Annotated in this window: 22 protein-coding genes; 13 read left to right on the forward strand and 9 right to left on the reverse strand. The window is 59.4% G+C overall.

Annotated elements, in window-relative coordinates; genetic code table 11:
• Positions 1-19: 19 nt before the first annotated feature.
• Positions 20-1,480: a chromosomal replication initiator protein DnaA gene (gene dnaA / locus JZY08_RS00005; protein WP_216330585.1), complete on the forward strand. Its 1,461-nt coding sequence runs from the start codon at positions 20-22 to the stop codon at positions 1,478-1,480.
• Between the two features lie 230 nt (positions 1,481-1,710).
• On the opposite strand, the gene hemW is transcribed toward dnaA, so the two are convergent.
• From hemW to rph, 3 genes are read right to left on the reverse strand one after another with little or no spacing between them, the layout of a single operon-like run.
• Positions 1,711-2,910, reverse strand: coding sequence for a radical SAM family heme chaperone HemW (hemW, locus tag JZY08_RS00010; RefSeq protein WP_137038558.1), 1,200 nt, complete (start codon positions 2,908-2,910; stop codon positions 1,711-1,713).
• A 5-nt stretch (positions 2,911-2,915) separates the two neighbouring features.
• Positions 2,916-3,560 carry an RdgB/HAM1 family non-canonical purine NTP pyrophosphatase gene (rdgB, locus tag JZY08_RS00015; protein WP_216330586.1) on the reverse strand — a complete coding sequence of 215 codons (645 nt, stop codon included), beginning with the start codon at positions 3,558-3,560 and terminating at the stop codon, positions 2,916-2,918.
• Positions 3,561-3,577: 17 nt separating this feature from the next.
• A complete protein-coding gene (rph, locus tag JZY08_RS00020) occupies positions 3,578-4,294 on the reverse strand; it encodes a ribonuclease PH (protein ID WP_046799315.1) in 717 nt (238 codons plus the stop codon).
• Between the two features lie 136 nt (positions 4,295-4,430).
• Between rph and hrcA the strand changes: the two genes are divergently transcribed.
• Both hrcA and grpE read left to right on the forward strand, forming a co-directional pair.
• The gene (hrcA, locus tag JZY08_RS00025; protein WP_003493483.1) at positions 4,431-5,522 is read left to right on the forward strand and encodes a heat-inducible transcriptional repressor HrcA; all 1,092 of its coding nucleotides are present in this window, start codon (positions 4,431-4,433) and stop codon (positions 5,520-5,522) included.
• Between the two features lie 113 nt (positions 5,523-5,635).
• Positions 5,636-6,271, forward strand: coding sequence for a nucleotide exchange factor GrpE (gene grpE / locus JZY08_RS00030; protein ID WP_216330587.1), 636 nt, complete (start codon positions 5,636-5,638; stop codon positions 6,269-6,271).
• A gap of 87 nt (positions 6,272-6,358) precedes the next feature.
• Here the strand turns inward: grpE and ptsN are convergent, their stop codons facing one another.
• From ptsN to lptC, 6 genes are all read right to left on the reverse strand, one after another.
• Positions 6,359-6,820 carry a PTS IIA-like nitrogen regulatory protein PtsN gene (gene ptsN / locus JZY08_RS00035; RefSeq protein WP_003493488.1) on the reverse strand — a complete coding sequence of 154 codons (462 nt, stop codon included), beginning with the start codon at positions 6,818-6,820 and terminating at the stop codon, positions 6,359-6,361.
• 83 nt (positions 6,821-6,903) lie between these two features.
• Positions 6,904-7,476 carry a ribosome-associated translation inhibitor RaiA gene (raiA, locus tag JZY08_RS00040; RefSeq protein ID WP_035219244.1) on the reverse strand — a complete coding sequence of 191 codons (573 nt, stop codon included), beginning with the start codon at positions 7,474-7,476 and terminating at the stop codon, positions 6,904-6,906.
• Between the two features lie 245 nt (positions 7,477-7,721).
• Positions 7,722-9,272, reverse strand: a complete 1,551-nt coding sequence (gene rpoN / locus JZY08_RS00045; protein WP_216330588.1) for an RNA polymerase factor sigma-54 — start codon at positions 9,270-9,272, stop codon at positions 7,722-7,724.
• A gap of 152 nt (positions 9,273-9,424) precedes the next feature.
• Positions 9,425-10,234 (reverse strand): LPS export ABC transporter ATP-binding protein, encoded by an 810-nt coding sequence (gene lptB / locus JZY08_RS00050; RefSeq protein WP_003493493.1) that lies wholly within the window; start codon positions 10,232-10,234, stop codon positions 9,425-9,427.
• A gap of 9 nt (positions 10,235-10,243) precedes the next feature.
• Positions 10,244-10,804: an LptA/OstA family protein gene (locus tag JZY08_RS00055; protein WP_175414387.1), complete on the reverse strand. Its 561-nt coding sequence runs from the start codon at positions 10,802-10,804 to the stop codon at positions 10,244-10,246.
• A gap of 16 nt (positions 10,805-10,820) precedes the next feature.
• Positions 10,821-11,486 carry an LPS export ABC transporter periplasmic protein LptC gene (lptC, locus tag JZY08_RS00060; protein WP_035241521.1) on the reverse strand — a complete coding sequence of 222 codons (666 nt, stop codon included), beginning with the start codon at positions 11,484-11,486 and terminating at the stop codon, positions 10,821-10,823.
• 247 nt (positions 11,487-11,733) lie between these two features.
• On the opposite strand from lptC, the gene sppA reads away from it, so the two are divergent.
• The 10 genes from sppA (at position 11,734) to JZY08_RS00110 (ending at position 25,043) form a co-directional block, all read left to right on the forward strand.
• Entirely contained in the window at positions 11,734-12,687 is a 954-nt protein-coding gene (sppA, locus tag JZY08_RS00065; RefSeq protein ID WP_035241976.1) for a signal peptide peptidase SppA, read from the forward strand.
• 26 nt (positions 12,688-12,713) lie between these two features.
• Entirely contained in the window at positions 12,714-13,016 is a 303-nt protein-coding gene (locus tag JZY08_RS00070) for an integration host factor subunit beta (RefSeq protein ID WP_003493505.1), read from the forward strand.
• A 65-nt stretch (positions 13,017-13,081) separates the two neighbouring features.
• A complete protein-coding gene (locus JZY08_RS00075) occupies positions 13,082-13,423 on the forward strand; it encodes a LapA family protein (RefSeq protein WP_003493507.1) in 342 nt (113 codons plus the stop codon).
• 92 nt (positions 13,424-13,515) lie between these two features.
• Complete coding sequence (locus JZY08_RS00080; protein WP_216330589.1) at positions 13,516-14,649, forward strand: class I SAM-dependent methyltransferase; 1,134 nt, start codon at positions 13,516-13,518, stop codon at positions 14,647-14,649.
• Complete coding sequence (locus JZY08_RS00085; RefSeq protein WP_082183579.1) at positions 14,646-15,506, forward strand: RNA methyltransferase; 861 nt, start codon at positions 14,646-14,648, stop codon at positions 15,504-15,506. Before JZY08_RS00080 ends, JZY08_RS00085 begins: the two co-directional genes overlap by 4 nt.
• On the forward strand, positions 15,506-15,994 hold the full coding sequence (lspA, locus tag JZY08_RS00090) for a signal peptidase II (protein WP_003493513.1): 489 nt from the start codon (positions 15,506-15,508) through the stop codon (positions 15,992-15,994). The genes JZY08_RS00085 and lspA overlap by 1 nt, the downstream gene beginning before the upstream one ends.
• A gap of 55 nt (positions 15,995-16,049) precedes the next feature.
• On the forward strand, positions 16,050-18,299 hold the full coding sequence (locus tag JZY08_RS00095; RefSeq protein ID WP_216330590.1) for an ATP-binding protein: 2,250 nt from the start codon (positions 16,050-16,052) through the stop codon (positions 18,297-18,299).
• A gap of 94 nt (positions 18,300-18,393) precedes the next feature.
• On the forward strand, positions 18,394-19,275 hold the full coding sequence (locus JZY08_RS00100; RefSeq protein ID WP_003493518.1) for a GNAT family N-acetyltransferase: 882 nt from the start codon (positions 18,394-18,396) through the stop codon (positions 19,273-19,275).
• A gap of 128 nt (positions 19,276-19,403) precedes the next feature.
• On the forward strand, positions 19,404-22,118 hold the full coding sequence (gene mutS, locus JZY08_RS00105) for a DNA mismatch repair protein MutS (RefSeq protein ID WP_216330591.1): 2,715 nt from the start codon (positions 19,404-19,406) through the stop codon (positions 22,116-22,118).
• 96 nt (positions 22,119-22,214) lie between these two features.
• Entirely contained in the window at positions 22,215-25,043 is a 2,829-nt protein-coding gene (locus tag JZY08_RS00110) for a [protein-PII] uridylyltransferase (RefSeq protein ID WP_003493521.1), read from the forward strand.
• Positions 25,044-25,047 lie beyond the last annotated feature (4 nt).

Genomic DNA, 25,047 nt, shown 5'->3' on the forward strand with positions numbered 1-25,047 from the left:
GGCAGGGGACAAATCGGCAATGAAGCACGATGCGCTGTTTGAACGTTTTAGCGCGCGGCTTAAGGCACAGGTTGGTCCCGAGGTCTATGCAAGCTGGTTTGCAAGGCTCAAACTCCATTCCGTTTCGAAAAGCGTCGTCCGTTTTACCGTTCCGACGACCTTTCTGAAGTCCTGGATCAACAACCGTTATATGGATCTGATCACCAACCTCGTGCAGAGCGAGGACCCGGATGTGCTGAAGGTGGAAATTCTTGTCCGCTCCGCCAGCCGCCCGGTCCGTCCCGCGCAGGTCGAGGAGAGGGTGCAGCCCGTGCAGGACGTGGGCACGGTTCGCAACAAGTCCTTCATTCCGTCGCAGCCCGCGACAACGCCGTCCGCACAGCCTGCGGCAGCCCAGGCTACCCTGCGTCAGGGAAGCTCCGGTCCGCTGTTCGGTTCGCCGCTTGATACACGCTTTACCTTCGACACCTTTGTCGAAGGCTCGTCCAACCGTGTAGCCCTTGCGGCGGCAAAGACGATCGCGGAAGCGGGTGCCGGTGCCGTGCGCTTCAATCCGCTGTTCATCCATGCGGGCGTCGGCCTTGGCAAGACGCACCTTCTGCAGGCGATTGCGAATGCCGCCATCGACAGCCCGCGCAACCCGCGCGTGGTCTATCTGACGGCCGAATATTTCATGTGGCGTTTCGCAACCGCGATCCGCGATAATGATGCGCTGACGCTGAAGGACACGCTGCGCAATATCGACCTGCTCGTCATCGACGACATGCAGTTCCTGCAGGGCAAGATGATCCAGCACGAATTCTGCCACCTGCTGAACATGCTGCTCGACAGCGCCAAGCAGGTCGTGGTCGCGGCTGACCGTGCACCATGGGAGCTGGAATCGCTCGATCCGCGCGTCCGTTCGCGTCTTCAGGGCGGCATGGCGATCGAGATCGAAGGTCCCGATTACGACATGCGCTACGAAATGCTCAACCGTCGCATGGGTTCGGCGCGTCAGGACGATCCGTCTTTCGAGATTTCCGACGAAATCCTGACCCATGTTGCCAAAAGCGTGACGGCAAGCGGGCGTGAGCTTGAAGGCGCCTTCAACCAGCTGATGTTCCGTCGCTCATTCGAGCCGAACCTCTCGGTTGACCGCGTCGATGAGCTGCTGTCGCACCTCGTCGGAAGCGGTGAGGCCAAACGCGTGCGCATTGAGGATATTCAGCGCATCGTCGCCAAGCACTATAATGTGTCGCGGCAGGAGCTGGTGTCCAACCGTCGTACCCGCGTCATCGTCAAGCCGCGTCAGATCGCCATGTATCTGGCCAAGATGCTGACGCCGCGTTCCTTCCCGGAGATCGGTCGCCGTTTCGGCGGTCGCGATCACACCACGGTTCTGCATGCGGTGCGCAAGATCGAGGAATTGATTTCCGGCGACACCAAGCTCGGCCATGAGGTTGAGTTGCTGAAGCGCCTGATCAACGAGAACAACGCGTAATAAAAGCGGCCCTCGGGCCGCTTCAGTCTGTTGGCCATCATCCCGCAATAGGCGATGTCATCCTCGGGCTCATCCCGAGGATCCAACCACGTTTCGGAAAGTCATGCGGCTGCGGACGCTCGGGACAGGCCCGAGCATGACGCAAAGAAGGTTTTCGGATTTTGTTATACCCTCAAGCGGCCCACTGGGCCGCTTTTTTATTGGCTTTTCGGGTCGCTCAATGCCGCCAATCAGCAGGCGAGGTCGGCCACTACCGCATCCAGAATGAGCATGCCGGAAGGCGTGCAGCGCAGGCGGGAATTGCCGAGCCTTTCCACGAAACCGTGCTGCAGAAGGAATTCTTCCTTTTCCGGGTCGAGGTCGCGGCCAGACAGATCGCTCCAGCGGGCGAGATCGATACCCTCGCGCAGGCGAAGGCCCATCAGCAGCAATTCGTCGGCCTGCTCATCCACGCCGAGCATTTCCTGATCGACCATGCCGTGGCCTTCCCGCTCGACGGTCTCGAGCCAGGTTTCCGGGTGGCGCTCGGTGGCGGTCGCGAGCTTGGAGGCACCCTTGGTCAGGCGGCCATGGGCGCCGGGGCCGATGCCGGCATAATCGCCATAACGCCAATAGGTGAGGTTATGGCGGCTTTCCGCGCCGGGCCGGGCATGGTTGGAAACCTCATAGGCCGGCATGCCGTAACGCTCGGTGATTTCCTGCGTCGCTTCATAAAGCACGGCCGAATGTTCGCCATCCGGCACGATGAGCTTGCCAGCCTTGTGCAGCCCGTAAAAGGGCGTGCCTTCCTCAATCGTCAACTGGTAGAGCGACAGATGGTCGACGGCATAGGAAACCGCCTCCTTCAGTTCGGCGTCCCATTCGGCCACCGTCTGGTTCGGACGGGCATAGATGAGATCAAAGGACATGCGCGGGAAGATTTCCCGTGCCAGCCGGATGGCTTTCAGCGCATCGGCAACATCATGCAGACGGCCGAGGAATTTCAGATCCCGATCGTTCAGCGCCTGCACACCAAGCGAGACGCGATTGACGCCCGCCGCCCGGTAACCGCGAAAACGTTCCGCCTCGACGCTTGAAGGGTTGGCCTCCATGGTGATCTCGATACCATCCGGCACATGCCAGAAGCGCGAGACGCCATCAAGAACTGCGCCCACCGTCTGCGGGTCCATCAGCGATGGCGTGCCACCGCCCATGAAGATGCTGGTGACGACCCGCGGGCCGCTGAGCGCCCGCATATGTTCCATTTCACGCAGAAAGGCAGCCGTAAACCGTTCCTGATCCACCGGACGGTGGCGGACATGGCTGTTGAAATCGCAATAGGGACACTTGGCCGCACAGAAGGGCCAGTGCAGATAGATCCCGAAGCCGGGATCGCCCGTGTCCGGCAGAAGCGATGCGCCGGGGGCAGAAAAATGATGCTCCCCGACCATCGGGTTCATGCCTCCAGGCAGGTTTCTACGAATTTTTTAAAGGCGCGGGCGCGGTGTGACAGCGCTACCGCGTCACCCGGCTTCCAGCCGTGTTTTTCATCCGCCGTCATCTCGCCAAATGTGGTGTCATATCCTTCAGGCTTGAAGACGGGGTCATAACCGAAACCGCTCGTCCCGCGCGGCGGCCACACCACATTGCCTTCAACCTCGCCGCGAAAATATTCGACATGCCCGTCGGGCCAGGCAAGGCACAACACGCTGACGAAGCGGCCTGTGCGATCTTCCGGGTTGGATGCGCCGCGTTCGGCAAGGGCATTCTCGACCTTCCGCATGGCCATCGCGAAGTCGCGCGTGCCGTCGGCCGTCTCCGCCCAGTTGGCGGTATAGACGCCGGGCGCGCCATCCAGCGCGTCGATCACCAGACCGGAATCGTCGGAAAGAGCAGGCAGGCCGGACGCCTTTGCGGAGGCAAGCGCCTTGATGGCGGCATTTTCCTCAAAGGTGGTGCCCGTCTCGTCCGGCTCTTCGAAATTCAGCTCGGCAGCCGATTTGGCGGAAAAGCCGAAAGGTCCGATGAGATCGGCAATTTCGGCGATCTTGCCCTTGTTGTGGCTCGCGACGACGATCGTTCTGGTATCGAGCTTGCGCATGACGTTTTCCTGTCGGCTCAGGCAATCGCCTGTTTCTGAAGGGCGACCAGCTCGCTGCAGCCTGCCTTTGCAAGGCCGAGCAGCGTCAGGAATTCCTCTTCGGAGAAGGGGGCGCCTTCCGCCGTTCCCTGAACCTCGACGATGCCGCCGGAGCCGGTGATGACGAAATTCGCGTCGGTCTCGGCGGAAGAGTCTTCCAGATAATCGAGATCGATGACCGGTTGTTTTGCGAAGATGCCGCAGGAGATCGCCGCGATGTGATCCTTGAGGACCTTTTCGACCTTGATCATGTTGCGGGTTTCCATCCACTTCAGGCAGTCGTGGAGAGCAATCCATGCGCCGGTGATCGAGGCGGTGCGTGTGCCGCCATCGGCCTGAATGACGTCGCAGTCGATGCTGATCTGGCGCTCACCGAGTGCCTGCAGATCAACGACGGCGCGGAGCGAGCGGCCGATGAGGCGCTGGATTTCCTGCGTGCGCCCACCCTGCTTGCCGGCGGCGGCTTCGCGCTTCATGCGTTCATGGGTGGAACGTGGTAGCATGCCGTACTCGGCGGTGACCCAGCCCTTGCCGCTGTTGCGCAGCCACGGCGGCGTCTTTTCCTCAAGGCTTGCGGTGACGAGCACATGCGTGTCACCGAACTTGACCAGACAGGAGCCTTCCGCATGTTTCGAGAAATTACGCTCGAAGGAAACCTTGCGCATCTGATCGGTTTTTCTGCCTGAAGGCCGCATATGATCCACTCTCCATGTTGGTTCCTGCCTTCTAAGGCGAGGCCCGCGCATTTGCAAAGCCAATTTCCATTTTGTCCCAGCGGTGCGACGCATTATATTGATGCAAACAGGATTTGGATGACAAAGAACGGACGAGATGGGCTTTTCAGCACCACTTTCAAAAGATCAGGCATCGCTGCTGGATGAACGGTCGCGGGAGATTTTCCGGCGCATCGTCGAAGGCTATCTCGACACCGGCGAACCTTTGGGATCGCGCAGCCTGTCGCGGCTGCTGCCGATGTCGCTTTCACCCGCCTCCGTCCGCAACGTCATGAGCGACCTTGAGGAACTCGGCCTCATCTATTCGCCGCATATCAGTGCCGGGCGCCTGCCCACCCAGACGGGGCTGCGTTTCTTCGTTGACGCCTTCATGCAGGTGGGCGATCTGCCCGCAGAAGAACGGGCGAACATTGACCGGCAGATCGGCCCGGTCGCCGGCCACGAGCAATCTCTGGAAGGGTTGCTCACGGAGGCGAGCCGCATGCTATCAGGCATGTCGCGCGGTGCGGGCCTTGTGCTGACGGCCAAGAACGACGTCATCCTCAAACATGTGGAATTCATCCGGCTGGAGCCCACCAAGGCGCTCGCCGTGCTGGTCGGCGATCACAACCAGGTCGAAAACCGCATCATCGAATTGCCCGCCGGCATTTCGTCATCACAATTGATCGAGGCGGCGAATTTCATCAATGCCCACCTGTCCGGTCAGACGCTGCAGGAGCTGCGAACCCAGTTCCAGAGGCAGCAGGCAGAACTGCAATCGGAATTGGGCACGCTGGCGCAGGATCTGATCGAGCGCGGCCTGGCCGTCTGGGCAGGTGACAATGAGGATGGCAAGCTCGGCCGCCTCATCGTTCGCGGACGCTCCAACCTGCTCGAGGGTCTCGCCGGCGAGGAAGATATCGATCGCGTGCGCTTGCTCTTCGACGATCTGGAGCGCAAGGAAAATCTCATCGAGATCCTAAATCTTGCGGAAAGCGGCTCTGGGGTCAGGATTTTCATCGGTTCGGAAAACAAGCTCTTTTCATTGTCCGGTTCATCGCTGATCGTCGCGCCCTACCGCGATGAGGAAAACCGTGTCGTGGGTGCGGTCGGCGTCATCGGTCCCACCAGGCTCAATTACGCCCGTATCGTACCTATGGTTGACTATACAGCGCAGATCATGGCCCGCCTTTCCCGCAAGCAGAGATAGGACAAAGCCGCAAGGTCAGAGAATGCGGCAAGCTTTTCGCCGCAAGCCTTGATTTTTGCCCGTCAAAGCTCGATATCGGGCGCAACCAACAACATTCAAATCTGGAGAACGTCATGACCGACGATACAAAAAAGCCCGGACCTGACGCGGACGTCGCCGAAGAGTTTGTCGAACCCGCGCTTGCCGGGGAAGGACCTGCCGAAGCCGCCGAACCCGATCCGGTCGAACTGCTCAAGGCCGAAAATGCCGATCTGCGCGACAAGTTCCTGCGTCTCGCAGCGGAAATGGACAATCTTCGCCGCCGTACCGAACGCGACGTCAAGGATGCTAAGTCCTATTCGCTCGCCGGTTTCGCACGTGACATGCTGGCCGTTTCCGACAATCTTCGCCGCGCTCTCGAGGCCATTCCGGATGAACTCAAGACCAATGGCGAAGCCGGCCTCAACGGTCTGATCGAGGGCGTGGAGATGACCGAGCGCTCGATGTTGTCGACGCTGGAGCGCCACGGCGTGAAGAAGATCGATGCCGAGGGTCAGAAATTCGACCCGAATTTCCACCAGGCCATGTTCGAAATCCCCAACCCGGCGGTGCCGAACAACACGGTCCTTCAGGTGGTTCAGGCCGGCTTTACCATCGGTGATCGCGTGCTGCGTCCCGCCATGGTTGGCGTCGCCAAGGGCGGCCCGAAAGTTGAGATATCCGCATCGGCTGAGCCGGGCACCTCTTCTCTCAATGAAAAGGATGCCTGAGGCATTCTCTTCTTACCCCAATAAAAAACGCGCCTTCAGGGCGCGTTTTTTATGTCATGAAAACTGAGGCCAGCAGAAAAGTGGCTATCAGGCCGCCGTCGCCTGTTCCTGATTGAGGAAGGCGTAGATTGCCGTGTCGGAATCGGTGGCGCGCAGCTTGGCTACCAGTTCGGGGTCGCGCAGGGCGCGCGCAATTCTGGAAAGCGCCTTCAGGTGATCCGCGCCGGCGCCCTCGGGCGCGAGCAGCAGGAAAACCAGATCGACCGGCTGATCGTCCAGCGCTTCGAAATCGACCGGGGTTTCAAGGCGTGCGAAAACGCCTGTGATCTGGTGAATGCTGCTGAGCTTGCCGTGCGGAATGGCAATGCCGTGCCCGACGCCGGTAGAGCCGAGCTTTTCACGCTGGAGGATGACGTCGAAAACTTCCCGTTCCGAGACTCCGGTAATTCTGGCTGCCTTTGCGGCCAGCTCCTGAAGCAATTGCTTTTTGGAATTCACCTTGAGGGCGGGAATAATCGCATCTTGTTGCAGCAAATCTGCCAACGCCATTCTCTTTTTCCTTCATGCCATCGAGACGATGTGGGAGGCAGATACGCTTTCGCGCTCTGCCTCCCACAGTCCTGTCAGACTGTTCAGCTCTTGATCGTTTCCGCGTCGATCCAGCCGATATTGCCGTCATGACGTCGGTAGACGATGTTGAGATATTCCTTGCCCGGGCTGCGGAAGAGCAGAACCGGTTCATCCGTCATGTCGAGCGCCATCACGGCGCTGGCAACGGACATTGTCTTTATCTGTTTCGAACTCTCTGCCACGATGGTGGGTGCGTAATCTTCAGGGACCTCGTGATCCTCATCGGGAATAGCATCCATCACCGTATAGGCGATTTCCGGCATCACGCCATTTGCGCCGCTATGATGGTCTTTCAGCTTGCGCTTGTAACGACGCAGGCGCTTTTCAATCCGCTCTGCGGCGGCATCGAAACTCGCTTGCGGATCATTTGCCTGACCCGCCGCATGCAATACAACGCCCGTATCGAGATGCAGCTTGCAATCGGCGGCAAAACGCGATCCCGACTTCTCCACGGTCACTTGGCCTGAATACCCCCCATCGAAGTATTTGGTAACTGCCAGACCTATATTGTCCTCAATCCGCTGACGGAAAGATTCACCGATCTCCATATGTTTACCAGATACACGCACACTCATGGAAATTTTCCTTTTTGTAGTGATTTGCGAGTACCAGCTTACGTCAAGCCGAGCGCGCATCCAAGCGTTTCGAAGACCTTAAAAAGCCCCCATTCGAATTTTACGCCCATGGACGGTGGAGATGAATCCGTTACAAATGACCTTGCTTACGTGTGCGGCGGGCTTCTAGCCCCTGGCGTGACAAGAGTCAATGGTGCAGCCGGGGTGGGGCAGCCAAGCCCTGAAAACGTGATCGTTTTCGCCGCTCAGTAGGCGGAGGCTCTTGCCTGCGCCTTCTTTTCCCGACGCCTCTGCACGGAGGAGGGGATGTTCATCGCCTCACGATATTTGGCGACGGTGCGGCGGGCGAGATCGATGCCGCTCTTTTTTAGATTGTCGACGATATCGTCGTCGGAAAGCACGGCGTCGGCAGCCTCCTGCGCGATCATGCCCTTGATGCGGTGGCGCACCGCCTCCGCCGAATGGCTGTCGCCGCCTTCCACGGAGCTGATCGATACGCTGAAGAAATATTTCAGCTCGAACAGCCCGCGCGGTGTCAGCATGTATTTTTTCGACGTCACGCGGCTGACGGTGGATTCATGCATCTTGATGGCGTCGGCCACGGTCTTGAGGTTCAGCGGCCTCAGGTGATCCACGCCGTTGACAAGAAAGGCGTCCTGCTGGCGAACGATTTCGGTGGCCACCTTCATGATTGTGCGGGCGCGCTGGTCGAGGCTGCGGGTCAGCCAGTGGGCCGTCTGCATGCACTCAGCCAGAAAATCCTGATCCTCACCCTGACGGGTCTTGTGCCGCGAGACTTCGGCGAAATAGGTCTGGTTGATGAGCACGCGCGGCAGGGTCTCGGGATTGATCTCGACAAGCCAACCGCCTGCCGAGGAGGGGCGAACAATGATATCAGGGACGATTGTCTCCGAGACCATCGAATCGTAGCCGGCACCGGGGCGCGGATTGAGCGTGCGGATTTCCGCCAGCATGTCGAGAAGATCCTCTTCATCGACGCCACAGAGTTTTTTCAGGGCCGCGAAGTCCCGTTTGGCCAGGAGCTCCAGATTGTCGACAAGCGCCCGCATGGCCGGATCGAGGCGGTCCTTCTGCGCAAGCTGGATCGCCAGACACTCGCTCAGCGAACGGGAAAATACGCCCGGAGGGTCGAAACCCTGAAGGGTCTTCAAAACCTGCTCCACTGCCGACGGAGTAGCTCCCAGCCGTTCCGCGACATCATCGACGGCATCCGTCGCGATATATCCCGTTTCGTCGAGCTGGCCGATCAGCGCATCGGCTATCATCCTGTCCTCCGGGGAGGATATGGCAAGCGGCAATTGCTGATTGAGATGGTCACCGAGGCTTTGTCTCGCGGCAACGAAATCGTCGAGATCGTAACTTTCGCCGGACTCCTGCCCGGGCATGGATTTCCATTGGCTTGCCAGCTCGGGGGCATCGGCCTTTCGGGGTTCGCCATCGTCGGGAAAGACGTTTTCGAAGCTGGTATCGAGCTGTTCGCCAAGATTGGCGGCGCGCTCGCCATACCAGTCGTCGCTATCGGCCGTTACCGTTGCGGATTTGTCGGAGGCCTCGCTGTCGGCATCGCCGAAATTCTCTGCATCCGCAGGGCTGTCGCCGCCCAAATCGCCATCGTTTGCCGCAATTTCGAGCAGCGGATTGCGTTCAACCTCCTGCGCGATAAACTGCGTCAGTTCGAAATGCGTCATCTGAAGCAGCTGGATGGACTGCATCAGTTGCGGTGTCATCACGAGAGACTGGTTTTGACGCAGCAAAAGGCTGGCAGATAATGCCATGGCGGACGCGAAACTCCCCTTACAGCTTCTCCATTGCCACAGTTTTCATAAATTTTGCGAGGGCAAGAGAACTTGGCCCAAAAATTGCTTTTTTATTATGTTTGGTCAAGCGTCAGGGCGGGGCGCGATGAAGAATCTTTCGCGCCCGAAGCTTACAGGCTAAAATTATTGCCGAGATAGAGCCGACGCACGTCCGGATTGTTGACGATATCGTCTGCGCGGCCATGGGTCAGAACCTCACCGGCATGGATGATGTAGGCGCGGTCGATGAGGCCGAGCGTTTCGCGAACATTGTGGTCCGTAATGAGAACGCCGATCCCGCGTGCGGTCAAATGCCGGACGAGATTCTGGATGTCGCTGACGGAAATCGGATCGACGCCCGCAAAGGGTTCGTCCAGAAGCATGAAGGTCGGATCAGTCGCCAGAGCGCGGGCGATTTCCAGACGGCGGCGTTCACCACCCGACAGCGCGACAGCGGGCGACTTGCGCAGCTGCGCAATGTGGAACTCTTCCAGCAATTCATCAAGCTTGCGGTTGCGCTTGGCGCTGTCAGGCTCGTGTACTTCCAGTACGGCGCGGATGTTTTCCTCGACCGTCAGTCCACGGAAGATAGAGGCTTCCTGCGGCAGATAACCGACGCCGAGGCGCGCGCGCCTGTACATCGGCATGCCGGTCACATCGTTACCATTGATGGCGATCTTGCCGGAATCCACCGGCACGAGGCCTGTGATCATGTAAAAACAGGTGGTTTTGCCCGCGCCGTTCGGACCGAGCAGCCCAACTGCCTCGCCGCGGCGCACGACCAATGACACGCCATTGACGACCCGGCGCGTATTGTAGGTCTTGGTCAGACCATGCGCGATGAGCGTGCCTTCATAGCGAGCCTTGTCGGCCGGTGAGGGCGCGTCCGCGGACCGGTCGCGTCCACCGCCAAATATTTTTGAGATCGAGGGTATCTTCACGAGGTGAGACTACTGTTTTTTCTGCGATTTTGGATCGAGCATGATCCGGACGGGACCGCCGCAGCTTTCGAGCTTGGCCTGTCCCGTATTCATCAACACAGTCAGCTTGCAGCCGGTGAACACATTCGTGCCCTCGGACAGCACGACCTGCTTGCCCGTGAGGATGAAGGTCTGCGCCGCCATGTCGAACTCGCCGTGATCGGCCGTGGCCTTCTGGGTTTCGGACGTCAGATAGACGTTATTGTCCACGAAGATTTTTTCGATGTTGGCATCACCGCTGGTGAGCGACGAACCTTGCCCCTTGTAGTTCACGGTCATCTTGCCGGCCTGAAGGGTAGTCGTGCCCTGCACCACTTTCACATTGCCGGTGAAATAGGCCTTGCGCTCCTGATCCCGGATTTCGAGCTGATCGCTTTCAATCGCGATCGGCTGATCGCCGGAAAGCTTCACGCCCTGCATATTGCTGGTGGTGTTCTGGGCAAAAGCCACAGTTGCAAGACACGAGAAAAAAAGACCAGCAGCTGTAAGGCCGGCGGATCTGCCAATGGAAACGGGACGGGAAATTTGCATCATCTGGACCGGGCTCTCACTTGCCTTCATTTTTGATATTGGATGCAGCGATACGTGCCCGTACCTGCCCCGAAAATGTAATCGTCTTGCCATTATCGGCGATATCAATCGATTGCGCAACAATCGAGCCGTCGTTTGTTTTGATTGAAACGGGCTCCTGGCTGCTCATTTTTCCGGCTTTCAGATCGACGTCCGCAGACTGGAACTTCGCTTGTATGCCATTGCTGAGATTGATGTCAAAAGGTGCGGTCATCTTCAGCTTATTGGTGGCCCGGTCGAAGATGCCTTCCTGGGCGATCACCTGGGCGATACCATCGTTCACCGGCACGGCGGCCAGAACCTTCTCAAGCGTCATCAGGTTGGGGTTGGCGATGTCCTGCAACGCACGGTCGGCGTTCATGGAATAGTCGATCCCCTTCTCGTTGCGGCCCGCAACGGCGGGTTTTTCCATTACGATCTTGCCGTCCTCGATCCTTGCACTTTCCAGCGAAACCTCGTCAGGCGCCCAGGTTCGGATCAGCGAAACAGCGATGAAGGCAAGCGAAATGACCGCTGCGCCGAGCGGCAGGATGATTTTCAGCCGTTTCACGCGCGCAGAATGCCTGAGCGCGCGCTCGTAAGCGCCGTTCTGGTCATTGGGCAGCGGAAATGCTGGCGCTGGTTCGCGGAGTCTTTCAAGCATAAGAGTGGATCCGGAAAACTTCCTGGGCACCATTTTGGCGCGCAACTGAAGCTTATATGTTTATCTTAATGTCTTTGGCATGAGTGCTTTGTCCTGCCAATATGGTTTTTGTCTGGAAAGGTGCAAGGGAAATGCGAATTTTATCGTAATTCTGGTTTCCTTATTGTTTCCTTGCGGCTTCGCGTTAGAAGAACCATATGGCCGTGATGCTTATGTCGCTTCAAAGGCCGGATGGCAGAGGTTCTCGATGGATAATATGGCGATAGCGGATCGCAGGCGTTTGCGCCGCAAGCTGACTTTCTGGCGGATTGCCGCCGTTCTCCTGCTCGTCGCCGGCATTTTCGGCCTTTACCGGTTTTTATGGACCGAGCCGCAGCAAAGCGCCAAGCCCCATATTGCCCGTGTCGAGATTTCCGGTCTGATCCAGGACAATACCGAACTTCTGGAGCGGCTCGACAAGATTGCCAAGAGCGACAATGTCAAAGGCCTGATCGTTTCTATTTCCTCGCCCGGCGGCACCACCTATGGCGGTGAGCGCATCTTCAAGGCCATTCGCGGCGTTGCGGAAAAGAAGCCGGTCGTGTCGGATGTCCGCACGCTGGCGGCTTCCGCCGGATATATGATCGCGTCGGCCGGCGATACCATCGTCGCCGGGGAAACCTCGATCACCGGCTCGATCGGCGTGATCTTTCAATATCCGCAGGTTGGCCAGCTGATGGAAAAGCTGGGCGTCTCGCTGCAGGAAATCAAGTCTTCTCCATTGAAGGCCGAACCTTCGCCCTTCCATGAGGCGCCCGAAGAGGCAAAGACGATGATCCGCGCCATGGTGATGGACAGCTACGGCTGGTTCGTCGACCTTGTGGCCGATCGTCGCAAGCTGCCGCGCGAGGATGTGCTGAAACTCGCGGACGGATCGATTTTCACCGGCAGGCAGGCGCTCGCCAACAAGCTGGTCGACACGCTGGGTGGCGAGAAGGAAATTCGCGGCTATTTCGAAACACGCGGCGTCGCCAAGGATTTGCCGATCGTCGAATGGCGCGCGCCATCGTCCCGTTCGCCTTTTTCGCTTTTCAGTGTTGCGCAAATAGCGAAGTTTCTGGGATATGACGATTTAATTCCCTTTGCGGGCTCCGGCCAGCTCGGTGCGGACAAGTTGTTTCTTGACGGTCTTGTTTCCGTTTGGCAGGTTGATCCGCGTTAAAAATCCAATTCTTTCAGGGGGCAACCGTGATCAAGTCTGAACTGGTGCAGATCGTTGCTGCGCGTAACCCGCACCTTTATCACCGCGACGTGGAAAACATCGTCAATGCGGTGCTGGATGAAATCACCGATGCCCTGGCGGCAGGAAATCGTGTCGAGCTTCGTGGTTTCGGCGCATTTTCGGTGAAAAACCGTCCTTCGCGATCCGGCCGGAACCCGCGCACGGGTGAGTCGGTTTTCGTCGAGGAAAAATGGGTGCCTTTCTTCAAGACGGGCAAGGAACTGCGCGAGCGCCTGAACCCTGGAATGGGTGACGAAGAGGACGATTGATCGTTCTTGCCGTTTGGCGACGGAAACGGAGCCGGCGGAACCCCGCAGCGATGGAGTATTCTCGGATGTCGAAAAAAATCATCAACCTCATCATCCTGCTTCCGCTGGCGATTATCCTCGTCATCCTGTGCGTGGCCAATCGTCAGGCCGTGACGTTGGCGCTCAATCCGTTCAGGCCCGAAGACGGTGTTCTGTCCTTCACCGCGCCGTTTTTCGTATTCCTGTTTCTGGCGGTCATTTTCGGCGTGCTTCTGGGATCTTCGGCCACGTGGTTTGCGCAGGGCAAGCACCGCAAGCGCGCCCGTATCGAGGCGAAAGAGGCCGTTCGCTGGCATGACGAGGCGAACCGGCAGAAAGCCGCCGCGACCGGACATGTTCCAAATGCGGGCCAACTCCCGGCAAAGTGATGTAGCCGACATTCGTTCCGGCTCTAGGCGAGCGGCGCGTGGAATGCTATTTGCTGCGCGATAAGACGCGGGCAGAAGCGGAAAGATTTCCATTGAAGAAAAAAGACAGCCGGCCGGGCAATCGTGCGCGTGCCGGGAGCGAAAAAAAACAGGTTCATGCCGCAAAGCCGGCACGGCGGGCGGATACGGCACCGAAAAAGCGCGAGCCGGATGCGGTGCGCAGCGTGCCGAAACCTGCGCCGAAGAGAAAGGCCATTCCGGCGACAGCCGTTGAGCAGGCGCCCGAGCGGCCTCTCAAGCCTCGCACCGGCGAACGTCCCGCAGAACAGGTTCCGGTCATTCTGGAATCGAGTGGTGCCGGCGATTTTCACCTGATCGACAGCGGCAACGGCCTGAAGCTCGAACAATATGGCGATTACCGCGTCGTTCGTCCCGAGGCGCAGGCGCTGTGGCAACCGTCGGTTCCCGACCGCGTATGGCAGAATGCCGACGCCATTTTCACCGGCGATACCGATGAGGACGGCATGGGCCGCTGGCGTTTTCCAAAGGAAGCGCTCGGTGAGACCTGGCCTCTCTCCCTTCTTGGGGTCGATTTTCTTGGTCGTTTCACGGCCTTCCGTCACGTCGGCGTCTTCCCGGAACAGATCGTCCATTGGGAATGGCTGAAAAATGCCGTCGAGACCGCCGACCGGCCGCTGAAGGTGCTGAACCTGTTTGGTTACACCGGCGTCGCCTCCTTGGTTGCGGCGGCTGCGGGGGCTGAAGTCACCCATGTCGACGCCTCCAAGAAGGCGATCGGCTGGGCGAAGGAGAACCAGGCGCTTGCCGGGCTCGAACAGGCGCCGATCCGTTGGATTTGCGAAGACGCGATGAAATTCATCCAGCGTGAGGAGCGCCGCGGCAGCACCTACGACATCATCCTCACCGACCCGCCGAAATTCGGTCGCGGCACTCATGGTGAGATCTGGCAATTGTTCGATCATCTGCCGCTGATGCTGGATATCTGCCGCGAAATCCTGTCGCCCAGGGCGCTCGGCCTGGTGCTGACGGCCTATTCCATCCGTGCAAGCTTCTATTCGATGCATGAGTTGATGCGCGAAACCATGCGTGGCGCCGGTGGCGTCGTGGCATCCGGCGAACTCGTCATTCGCGAGGCCGGGCTTGACGGCAAGACGCCGGGACGGGTGCTTTCCACATCGCTGTTCAGCCGCTGGGAGCCGAAATGACGAACGACATGCGCGAAAACACCACGCGCCGGGTTGGCCAGGTCAAGGAAGTGACCAGCCTTGCCAATCCCATCATCAAGGATATCAAGGCGCTCACCCAGAAAAAGGGCAGGGAAGAGACCGGCACCTTCATGGCGGAAGGCTTAAAGCTGGTCATCGACGCGCTTGAACTGGGCTGGACGATCAAGACGCTGGTTTATGCCAAGGCCGCCAAAGGCAAGCCGCTGGTGGAGCAGGCGGCGGTGAAGACGGTCGCCTCTGGCGGTCTGGTGCTGGAAGTCAGCGAAAAGGTTATCGCCTCGATCACCCGCCGCGACAATCCGCAGATGGTCGTCGGCATTTTCGAGCAGAAATGGAAACCGCTGAAGGATATTCGCCCGGAAAAGGGAGAGACCTATATCGCGCTCGACCGGGTCCGCGATCCCGGTAATCTCGGCACCATCATCCGCACGGCTGATGCGGCAGGCGCTTCGGGCGTCATTCTGGTTGGCGATTGCACCGATCCCTTTTCGCTGGAAACGGTTCGCGCCACCATGGGTTCGGTTTTCGCCACGCCTGTTGCCCGCGCTTCGGTCGAGGAATTCCTCTCCTGGAAAAAATCGGCCAATGTCAGCGTCGTCGCCACCCATCTCGCCGGCTCGGTCGATTATCGAAAGATCGACTATGCCGGAAAGCCGGTCGTGCTTTTGATGGGCAACGAACAATCGGGCCTGCCGCCGGAACTGGCAGGCAAGGCCGATCAGCTGGCGCGCATTCCGCAGCAGGGCCGTGCCGACAGCCTCAATCTCGCCATCGCAACCGCCGTCATGCTTTTCGAGGCGCGGCGACATCTCCTCGAACTGACACCGGTGAAGTAATGGCCAAAGCGGCGTTGTTTTCGAAATTTGGCCCGGCTTTCGCGCTGATCGTTGCTGCCCTTGTGCTGGACCAGATCGTCAAGCAACTGGTCGAAGCCTATCTGCCGCTGCAGGAGATGGTGCCGGTCGTTCCGTTTCTGGCGCTTTATCGCACCTATAATCTCGGCGTCGCATTTTCGATGCTGTCGGACATGCATGGCTGGTTCATCGTCAGCATGCGGCTCGTCATCGTGGTCTTCGTCCTGTGGCTCTGGCGCAAGACGGCGGCGGACCGAACCTTCGCCCATCTCGGCTTCGCCTTCATCATCGCGGGCGCGGCCGGCAATCTTCTCGACCGCTTTTTCTACGGTCACGTCATCGACTATATCCTGTTTCACACAGACACATGGTCCTTCGCGGTCTTCAATCTTGCCGACACTTTCATAACCATCGGAGCGGGTTGCGTCATTCTGGATGAGTTTCTGCACGCTCGGGCAGCTAAAAAGTAAAATTTTAGGGTTTCAGCCAAACATATCAAAACCGCTGCCGTGGTAGCGGTTGTCTATGAGCGAACCGGCAAGACTTCGGGAAAGAGTTTCAGATGGCCTCGGCCTGGCTGCCCCGGCAGCGCAGCCGGCGGATCGTGCCGACACCACATCTCACAAAGCCGTTGAGCGCCATGAGGTCGACGCCAGGTCGATCGCCCTCCATGTCGCCGTTTCATTGTCGGTGGGTGCGTTCTCTGCGGCCCTGATTGCGCTTGCGGTGCCCTATGCTGTCACCGTCGCGCTGGCATCCTTCTTCGCCGCCGTGCTCGTCGGTCTTCTGTTCTACGCGCTGTTCAGCAAATCTTCACCTCTTCCCGACGAACTGCCAGCCGATTCCTCGGATGTCCGTCTGCGGCAAACGCAGAACCGTTCGCTGATTGCCGGGATGCAGGAAGCCATGGGCGATATAGTCGTGATCCGCAATATGGACCGGCGTATCGTCGAGGCGAACACCGTCTTTCGTGAAATGACGGGGTGTTTTGCTCCCGAAGGGCTGAGCTGCGAGGAAATAGGCATCGCTTTCCGGCCGGGCGGCAAGGCTCACGTTTATGACGTGGAAATCGCGACCCCTTTCGGGCAGCGGATTTTCTCCTGGCATGATGCCGTGACCCGCGATCTCGCAAGCAGCCGTCTTCTCATCAGCAGCATCGCAAGGGACGTGACCGAAGAGCGTCTGGCGCTTGGCGAAAGGGAGGACGCCCGGTTGCGCGCCGAAAAGGCCGATGCCGAAAAAGCGCGGCTGCTGGCCACCGTAAGCCACGAAATCCGCCTGCCGCTGTCAGGCATGCTTGGCATGAACCATCTTCTGTCGCAGACGAAGCTCAATGAAGAGCAGCGGAATTATCTCGATGGCATGAAACAGTCCGGCCAGTCGCTTGTGCAGCTGGTCGAGGACCTGCTGGACTATTCGACCATGGAGGCGGGCCGTTTCAAGCTCAATCCGCGTGCGGAAAACCTGCGGCGGCTGATCGAGAGCATCGTGGAAATGCTGGCGCATCGCGCCCATGAAAAAGGCATCGAAATCACCTCTTTCGTCACGCCCGATGTGCCCGATTATCTGGATTTCGATCCGGCAAGGCTGCGCCAGGTCCTGTTCAACCTCCTCGGAAACGCCGTCAAATTCACCCGGGAAGGTGGAGTGGTCATCCGGGCGCATATGGTCGAGGGTGAATTGCTGATCACCGTCGAAGATACCGGCCCCGGTATGAGTGCGGCGGAACAGGCCCGTATTTTCGGTGAGTTCGAGCAGGCAGGCCCGATGTCTCAGAGAAGTGCAGGCACCGGGCTCGGTCTTGCCATTTCAGCCCGCATCGTGCGGGAATTCGGCGGCAGCCTCACGGTGTCGAGCCGAAAGGGCAAAGGCAGCACCTTCAAGCTTGCTTTCCGCCCCGGCAGCGCGCCTGCCGGAATGCCGGACCAGGGCCGGCGTCATTGCCTTCAGCACACGAATGTCCTGCTCATCGCCCCGAAGGGCGTCGCGGCAGCGGTGACGATGGAGGCGATAGAGGCTTTCGGCGGCAAATGTACTCTCATCCATCAGCCGGAGGATCTGCAAAGGCTGCAGGACAAAATGGACGGCGCAACCGCCGGCCTCACCGATATCATCGTCGATCAGCGCATTTCGGCTCTGTTCAGGGACGATTTGAAGGATTGGCCGCAACAGAATGTTCGTCGCACGCTTATGGTCAGTCCCGAAGAGCGGCCTTCGACGATGCATGTGTCCTTTGATGCGTGGCTGATCCGGCCGCTGCGGGAAAAGTCACTGATCGACGTCCTGTGCGGTCGCCTGCGTGGAATAGAGCGGCGCGATGCCATCAACGACAACCACCCCGATGTGGGATTTTCGTCGCGGGTGAGCGAAGGGGCAAGCGGCATTGATATCCTCGTGGCCGAGGACGACGCCGTCAATGCGCGCATCATCCGTGCCGTTCTGGAAAAAAGCGGTTTTATCGTCCGCACCGTTGACGATTTTCAGGCATTGCTTCAGTCGGTGGCGCCGGGGGTTCCCCACCTGCCACATCTCATCATCTCCGATCTCAATATGCCGGGTGGCGAGGGGCTCGAGGTGTTGCCTGACCTTCTCCTGACGCTGAAGGCTGAGGGAAATATTCCCGTTATCGTGCTGAGCGGCGATGCAAGCGCCGCGACCGCCGAAATCCTGCTGAAGGCCGGTGCGGCGAAGGTTTTGACCAAGCCTGCCGACCCAAGGCGGCTGGTCGAGGAAATCCGCCGCCTGCTGGAGGCGAAACGCCTGTTGCCATCATAATTTAACAGACTCGATCTGGCTGCATTTTGTCACTATTCTGTCGTCAATTAGTGATTTATGACAGGAAAATTCTTTGGTGGCGGAGCGATTCCCCATGGTTGCCGAAATACTCAATCACGACATTTGTGAAAACAATGTTGTCATTCACCCCCGTCCTGAGACTGTGCAGGATAATGAGGGTCTTTTCGGTCGTATCGGCACACTTGAAACACGGCTCGCAAGAAATGAGCGTGAGATCGATGCCGCACAATCCGTGCGTTACCGGGTCTTTGTCGAGGAAATGAAGGCGCGCCTTCCGGCAGAAGCGATGCGCCGCAAGCGCGATATCGATGCCTGGGACAGTGTCTGCGACCATCTGCTCGTGCTCGACAAGGCGATTGAAGGCGACAGCGAAGACCAGATCGTCGGCACCTACCGTCTGCTGCGTCAGGAAACGGCACTCGCCAATAACGGTTTTTATTCCGCAAGCGAATTCGATATCGCGGGACTGGTCGCACGCCATCCGGGCAAGCGTTTCATGGAGCTTGGCCGCTCCTGCGTGCTGCCGGAATATCGCACCAAGCGCACGGTCGAGCTTCTGTGGCAGGGCAACTGGGCCTATGCCGTGAAACACCGCATGGACGCGATGATCGGTTGCGCCTCCTTCCCCGGCGTGCAGCCGGAAGCCCACGCGCTTGCGCTGTCCTTCCTGCACCATAATTGCGTCGCGAAGGGCGAGTGGGCGGCGTCTGCGCTTCCCGAGCTTTACCATGAGATGGACCTCGTGCCGGCAGAGGCGCTCAACGCCCGCAAGGCGCTGAATGCCATGCCGCCACTGATCAAGGGCTATATGCGTCTCGGCGCCATGTTCGGCTCCGGCGCGGTCGTTGATCATGCCTTCAACACCACCGACGTCCTGGTGGTCCTGCCGGTATCGTCCATCGCCGGCCGTTACATCAGTTATTATGGCGGCGAGCCCGAGCGCATCAACGGCTGACCGGGTTTTGACGCGGGCGGGGCGGGATGTTCCTGTGGGCAGCGGTCCCGCGCGTGTTGTGTCGGGGCTGCCATTACCGCTAGTGTCGGCGCTCCTTTTCCGCAACACGACATGACATCGGCAAGCCATTGACGGACGTTTTGACCACCGCTTCCCTGATTACGGAGGAGAGCCGCGCTTCGGCCACTCCGATGATGGAGCAATATATCGAGATCAAGGCGAACAATCCCGGTTCGCTGCTGTTCTACCGCATGGGCGATTTTTACGAATTGTTCTTTGACGATGCGGTCGAAGCCTCCCGTTCACTGGGCATTACGCTGACGAAACGCGGCCAGCATATGGGGCACGATATCCCGATGTGCGGTGTTCCGGTTCATGCGGCCGATGATTATCTGCAGAAGCTCATCCTGCGCGGTTATCGCGTCGCTGTCTGCGAGCAGGTGGAAGACCCCGCCGAGGCAAAGAAGCGCGGTTCGAAATCCGTGGTCAGGCGTGATGTGGTGCGGCTTGTCACGCCCGGCACCCTGACCGAAGAAAAACTGCTCTCACCGACGGAATCCAACTATCTGATGGCGCTTGCCCGTATTCGCGGCAGCGCCGAGGCGCAGTTCGCGCTGGCCTGGATCGATATTTCCACCGGTGTCTTCCGTCTGGCGGAGACAACGCTGACACGGCTTCTCGCCGATATCTGGCGTATCGACCCGCGCGAGCTGATCGTCGCCGACAGCCTGTTTCACGACGAAGAGCTGAGACCGGTCTTCGACGTGCTGGGCCGTGTGGCCGTGCCGCAACCGGCCATCCTCTTCGACAGCGCCACGGCGGAAGGGCGCATCGCGCGTTATTTCAACGTCTCGACGCTGGATGGTTTCGGCACGTTTTCACGCGTGGAAATGGCGGCTGCCGCTGCGGCCGTGGCCTATGTCGAAAAGACCCAGATCGCCGAGCGCCCGCCTCTCGGCGCACCGGAGCGTGAAAGTGCGGCTTCGACCCTTTTCATCGACCCCGCCACCCGCGCCAATCTTGAACTGGTGAAGACGCTATCAGGCGAAAGAGACGGATCGCTGCTGCATGCCTTGAACCGCACGGTAACCGGCGGCGGCGCGCGACTTCTGGCCGAGCGCCTGATGTCGCCCTTGACCGACCCGGAAAAAATAAACGCCCGGCTCGACGCCGTCGCCTATCTCATCGATGACGTCTCCCTCTGCGATGGCCTGCGCGACGCCCTGAAACATGTCGCGGATATGCCGCGCGCACTTTCCCGCCTTGCGCTGGAACGCGGTGGCCCGCGTGATCTCGGCGCTATCCGGCAGGGGCTGGTTTCGGCCGAAAAAATTGCAGCCATTCTTGATGATGGGCTGCTGCCGGATGAGCTGGCGATGGCTCTCAAGGATTTGAAAGCCCTGCCGGGCGCTCTTGAGGCGATGCTCGGCTCGATGCTGGCTGACGATCTGCCGCTTCTGAAGCGCGATGGCGGTTTTCTGCGCGAAGGCGCCAACCCTGAACTCGACGAGGTGCGGGCGCTACGCGACCAGTCGCGTCGTGTGATCGCCGGTCTGCAATTGAAATACGCCGATGAGACCGGCATCAAGTCGCTGAAGATCAAGCACAACAACGTGCTGGGTTATTTCATCGAGGTGACGGCGGGCAACGCCGATGTAATGATGGCGACCGATGAAGCCAAGGCACGCTTCATCCACCGCCAGACCATGGCGGGCGCCATGCGCTTCACCACCACCGAGCTTGCCGATCTCGAAAGCCGCATCGCCAATGCCGCCGCACAGGCTTTGACGATGGAGCTGGAGGCCTTCGCGCGCATGGTCGAGGCCGTGGTGCAGCAGGCGGAAGCGATCAAGGCCGGCGCGGCGGCACTTGCCACCATCGATGTCGCCTCCAGCCTTGCCTATCTGGCCACGGAGCAGGCCTATTGCCGACCGATCGTCGATGCCTCCATGACCTTTGCGATCCGCGGCGGGCGTCATCCGGTGGTGGAACAGGCCCTGCGACGCCAGTCGGCGGGACCGTTCATCGCCAATAATTGCGATCTGTCGGCTACCGAGGGCGGCAAAAACGGCGCGATCTGGTTGCTCACCGGCCCGAACATGGGCGGTAAATCGACCTTCCTGCGCCAGAATGCGCTGATCGCCATCCTTGCGCAGATCGGCTCCTTCGTCCCGGCAGAAGCCGCGCATATCGGTGTCGTCGACCGGCTGTTTTCCCGTGTTGGCGCATCGGACGATCTGGCGCGCGGTCGCTCGACCTTCATGGTGGAAATGGTGGAAACCGCCGCCATTCTCAATCAGGCGACGGATCGCTCGCTGGTCATTCTGGATGAGATCGGCCGTGGCACGGCGACGTTTGACGGTCTTTCCATCGCCTGGGCGGCGGTCGAGCATCTCCATGAGGTCAATCGCTGCCGTGGTCTCTTCGCCACCCATTTCCACGAGCTCACCGTGCTGTCGGAAAAACTCGGCCGCCTTTCCAATGCCACGATGCGGGTGAAGGAGTGGGAAGGTGACGTCATCTTCCTGCACGAAGTCGGACCGGGTGCTGCGGACCGCTCTTACGGCATCCAGGTGGCACGGCTTGCGGGCTTGCCGGCATCGGTGGTCGAGCGTGCCCGCGAAGTGCTGACGAAGCTCGAAGATGCCGACCGCAAGAACCCGGCCAGCCAGCTGATCGACGATCTGCCGCTGTTCCAGATCGCGGTTCGCCGTGAGGAAACCCGCAAGGCTGGACCATCGAAGGTGGAAGAAGCTCTAAAGGGGTTCAACCCGGACGAAATGACGCCGCGTGAGGCATTGGACGCGCTCTATGCGTTAAAGAAAGAACTTGGCAAGGCTTAAGAGGATAGACTGCCTGTCCATCGCCTTTGAAACTCGCTATAGGACACTCCCATCGCAAGCGGTGGGATTTCCCACAGGACATGGATACCGGCATAGATGGCCATCAAGGACCTGGATTTTTCCGCAATTCTCGATGTATCGGCGCTGAAGCGCGAATGCGACATCATCTTCAAGGAAGACGGCAAGCGCATCGCCGATGTCAGATCCGATCTGCTGCCGATCTTTCGCAAGGCCAGCACGGAAGGCCGGGAAAAAGCACGCGAGCTGCTGAAATCCGAGGGTGGCGGCATCGATTGCGCCAGACGCATCTCCTGGCTTCAGGACCGGCTGATCGAGACGCTTTATGATCTGACCTGCCAATATGTCTATCCGAAAGACGCGCCGCAGATCGCCGTCGCGGCGGTCGGCGGTTATGGTCGTGGCACGCTGGCGCCGGGATCGGATATCGACCTCCTGTTCCTGCTGCCGGCCAAGAATACGCCGGATATGCACAAGGCCGTGGAGTTCGTGCTTTATCTCCTCTGGGATCTCGGCTTCAAGGTCGGCCACGCCACCCGCACGGTGGATGAGTCTATCCGCCTGTCCAAATCCGATATGACGATCCGCACCGCCATTCTGGAAGTGAGGGCGATCTGCGGCAAGAAATCTCTGACCGACGATCTCGAGAAACGTTTCGAGTCGGAAGTCGTCACCGGCACCGGCCCGGAATTCATCGCCGCCAAGCTCGCCGAGCGTGACCAGCGCCACCGCAAGGCGGGCGATACGCGCTATCTGGTGGAGCCGAACGTCAAGGAAGGCAAGGGTGGTCTGCGCGACCTGCACACGCTGTTCTGGATCGCCAAATATTATTACCACGTCCGCGATACCGCCGATCTCGTCAAGCTTGGCGTCCTGTCGCGGCGTGAGCTCAGGCTGTTCGAAAAGGCCGATGATTTTCTCTGGGCCGTACGCTGCCAGATGCATTTCATCACCGGCAAGGCGGAGGAACGTCTTTCCTTCGACATCCAGCGTGAGATTGCCGATGCCCTGAATTATCAGCCGCGCCCGGGCCTTTCCGCCGTCGAGCGTTTCATGAAGCACTATTTCCTCGTGGCGAAGGATGTTGGCGACCTGACGCGCATCGTCTGCGCCGCGCTGGAAGATCGGCAGGCGAAGGACGTGCCGGGCCTGTCGGGGGTTCTCAGCCGCTTCGCCCATCGCGTCCGCAAGATTCCAGGTTCGGTGGAATTCGTGGAAGATCGGGGGCGCATTGCGCTTGCCAAGCCGGATGTGTTCAAGAACGATCCGGTTAACCTGATCCGGCTTTTCCATATCGCGGATATCAACAATCTCGAACTGCATCCGGATGCGCTGCGTGTGGTCACCCGCTCGCTGTCGCTCATCAATGACGAGCTACGCGAAAACGATGAGGCGAACCGGCTTTTCCTGTCGATCCTCACCTCGCGGCGCGACCCGGCCTTGACGCTGAGACGCATGAACGAGGCCGGTGTGCTCGGCAAGTTCATCCCCGAATTCGGCAAGATCGTCGCGATGATGCAGTTCAACATGTATCATCACTATACCGTGGATGAACATCTGATCCGCTCCGTCGGCGTGCTCTCGGAAGTGGACAAGGGCACGGCCGTCGATGCCCATCCGCTCGCCAACCAGCTGATGCCGAGCGTTGAGGAGCGCGAGGCGCTTTATGTCGCCGTCCTGCTGCACGATGTCGCCAAAGGTCGGCAGGAAGACCACTCGATTGCCGGCGCGCGCGTGGCTCGCAAGCTCTGCCAGCGTTTTCGGCTGACCGGCAAGCAGACGGAAACCGTCGTCTGGCTGATCGAGCAGCACCTTCTGATGTCCATGGTCGCTCAGACGCGCGATCTGCATGACCGCAAGACCATCACCGATTTCGCCGACAAGGTGCAGTCCATGGAGCGGCTGAAGATGCTGCTGATCCTCACGGTCTGCGATATCCGCGCGGTTGGTCCGGGCGTCTGGAACGGCTGGAAGGGGCAGCTGCTGCGTTCGCTTTATTACGAGACCGAGCTGCTGCTGTCAGGCGGTTTTTCGGAAGTCTCCCGCAAGGAGCGCGCGCAGATTGCCCGCCAGGCGCTTTACGATGCGCTTGACGACTGGGGTCAGAAGGCGCGGCGCAAATACACCAAGCTGCATTATGAGCCCTATCTGCTGACGGTCGCGCTGGAAGATCAGGTGCGCCACACCCGCTTCATCCGCGAGGCCGACAAGCAGGAAAAGGCGCTGTCGACCATGGTGCGCACCCATTCCTTCCACGCCATCACCGAAATCACCGTGCTGGCGCCAGACCATCCGCGCCTGCTCTCGATCATCACTGGCGCTTGTGCGGCGGCCGGCGCCAACATCGCCGACGCGCAGATCTTCACCACATCCGACGGGCGTGCATTGGATACGATCCTGATCAACCGCGAGTTCCCGATCGACGAGGATGAGACACGACGCGGCAACAATGTCGGCAAGCTCATCGAGGAGGTTCTGTCCGGCAAGCAGCGCCTGCCGGAAATGATCGCTACCCGCACCAAGAGTCGCAGGAAGAAAAGCGCCTTCACCATTCCGCCCTCCGTCATCATTTCCAACGGGCTTTCGAACAAGTTCACCGTCATAGAGGTCGAGTGCCTCGACCGGCCCGGACTTCTTGCGGATATGACGGCAGTGATCGCCGATCTGTCGCTGGATATTCATTCCGCCCGCATCACCACCTTCGGCGAAAAGGTCATCGACACCTTCTATGTGACGGATCTCTTCGGCCAGAAGGTGACGAACGACAACCGGCAGGCCAGCATTGCCACGCGCCTCAAGGCCGTGATGAGCGAGCAGGAAGACGAATTGCGCGACCGCATGCCGAACGGCATCATCGCCCACCCAGACGTGGCGGCGCTGCCGGCTGCGCGCACGGCAAAGGCTTGAGATC

The sequence above is a fragment of the Rhizobium sp. X9 genome (assembly GCF_018873185.1).
Classification (GTDB): domain Bacteria; phylum Pseudomonadota; class Alphaproteobacteria; order Rhizobiales; family Rhizobiaceae; genus Agrobacterium; species Agrobacterium oryzihabitans.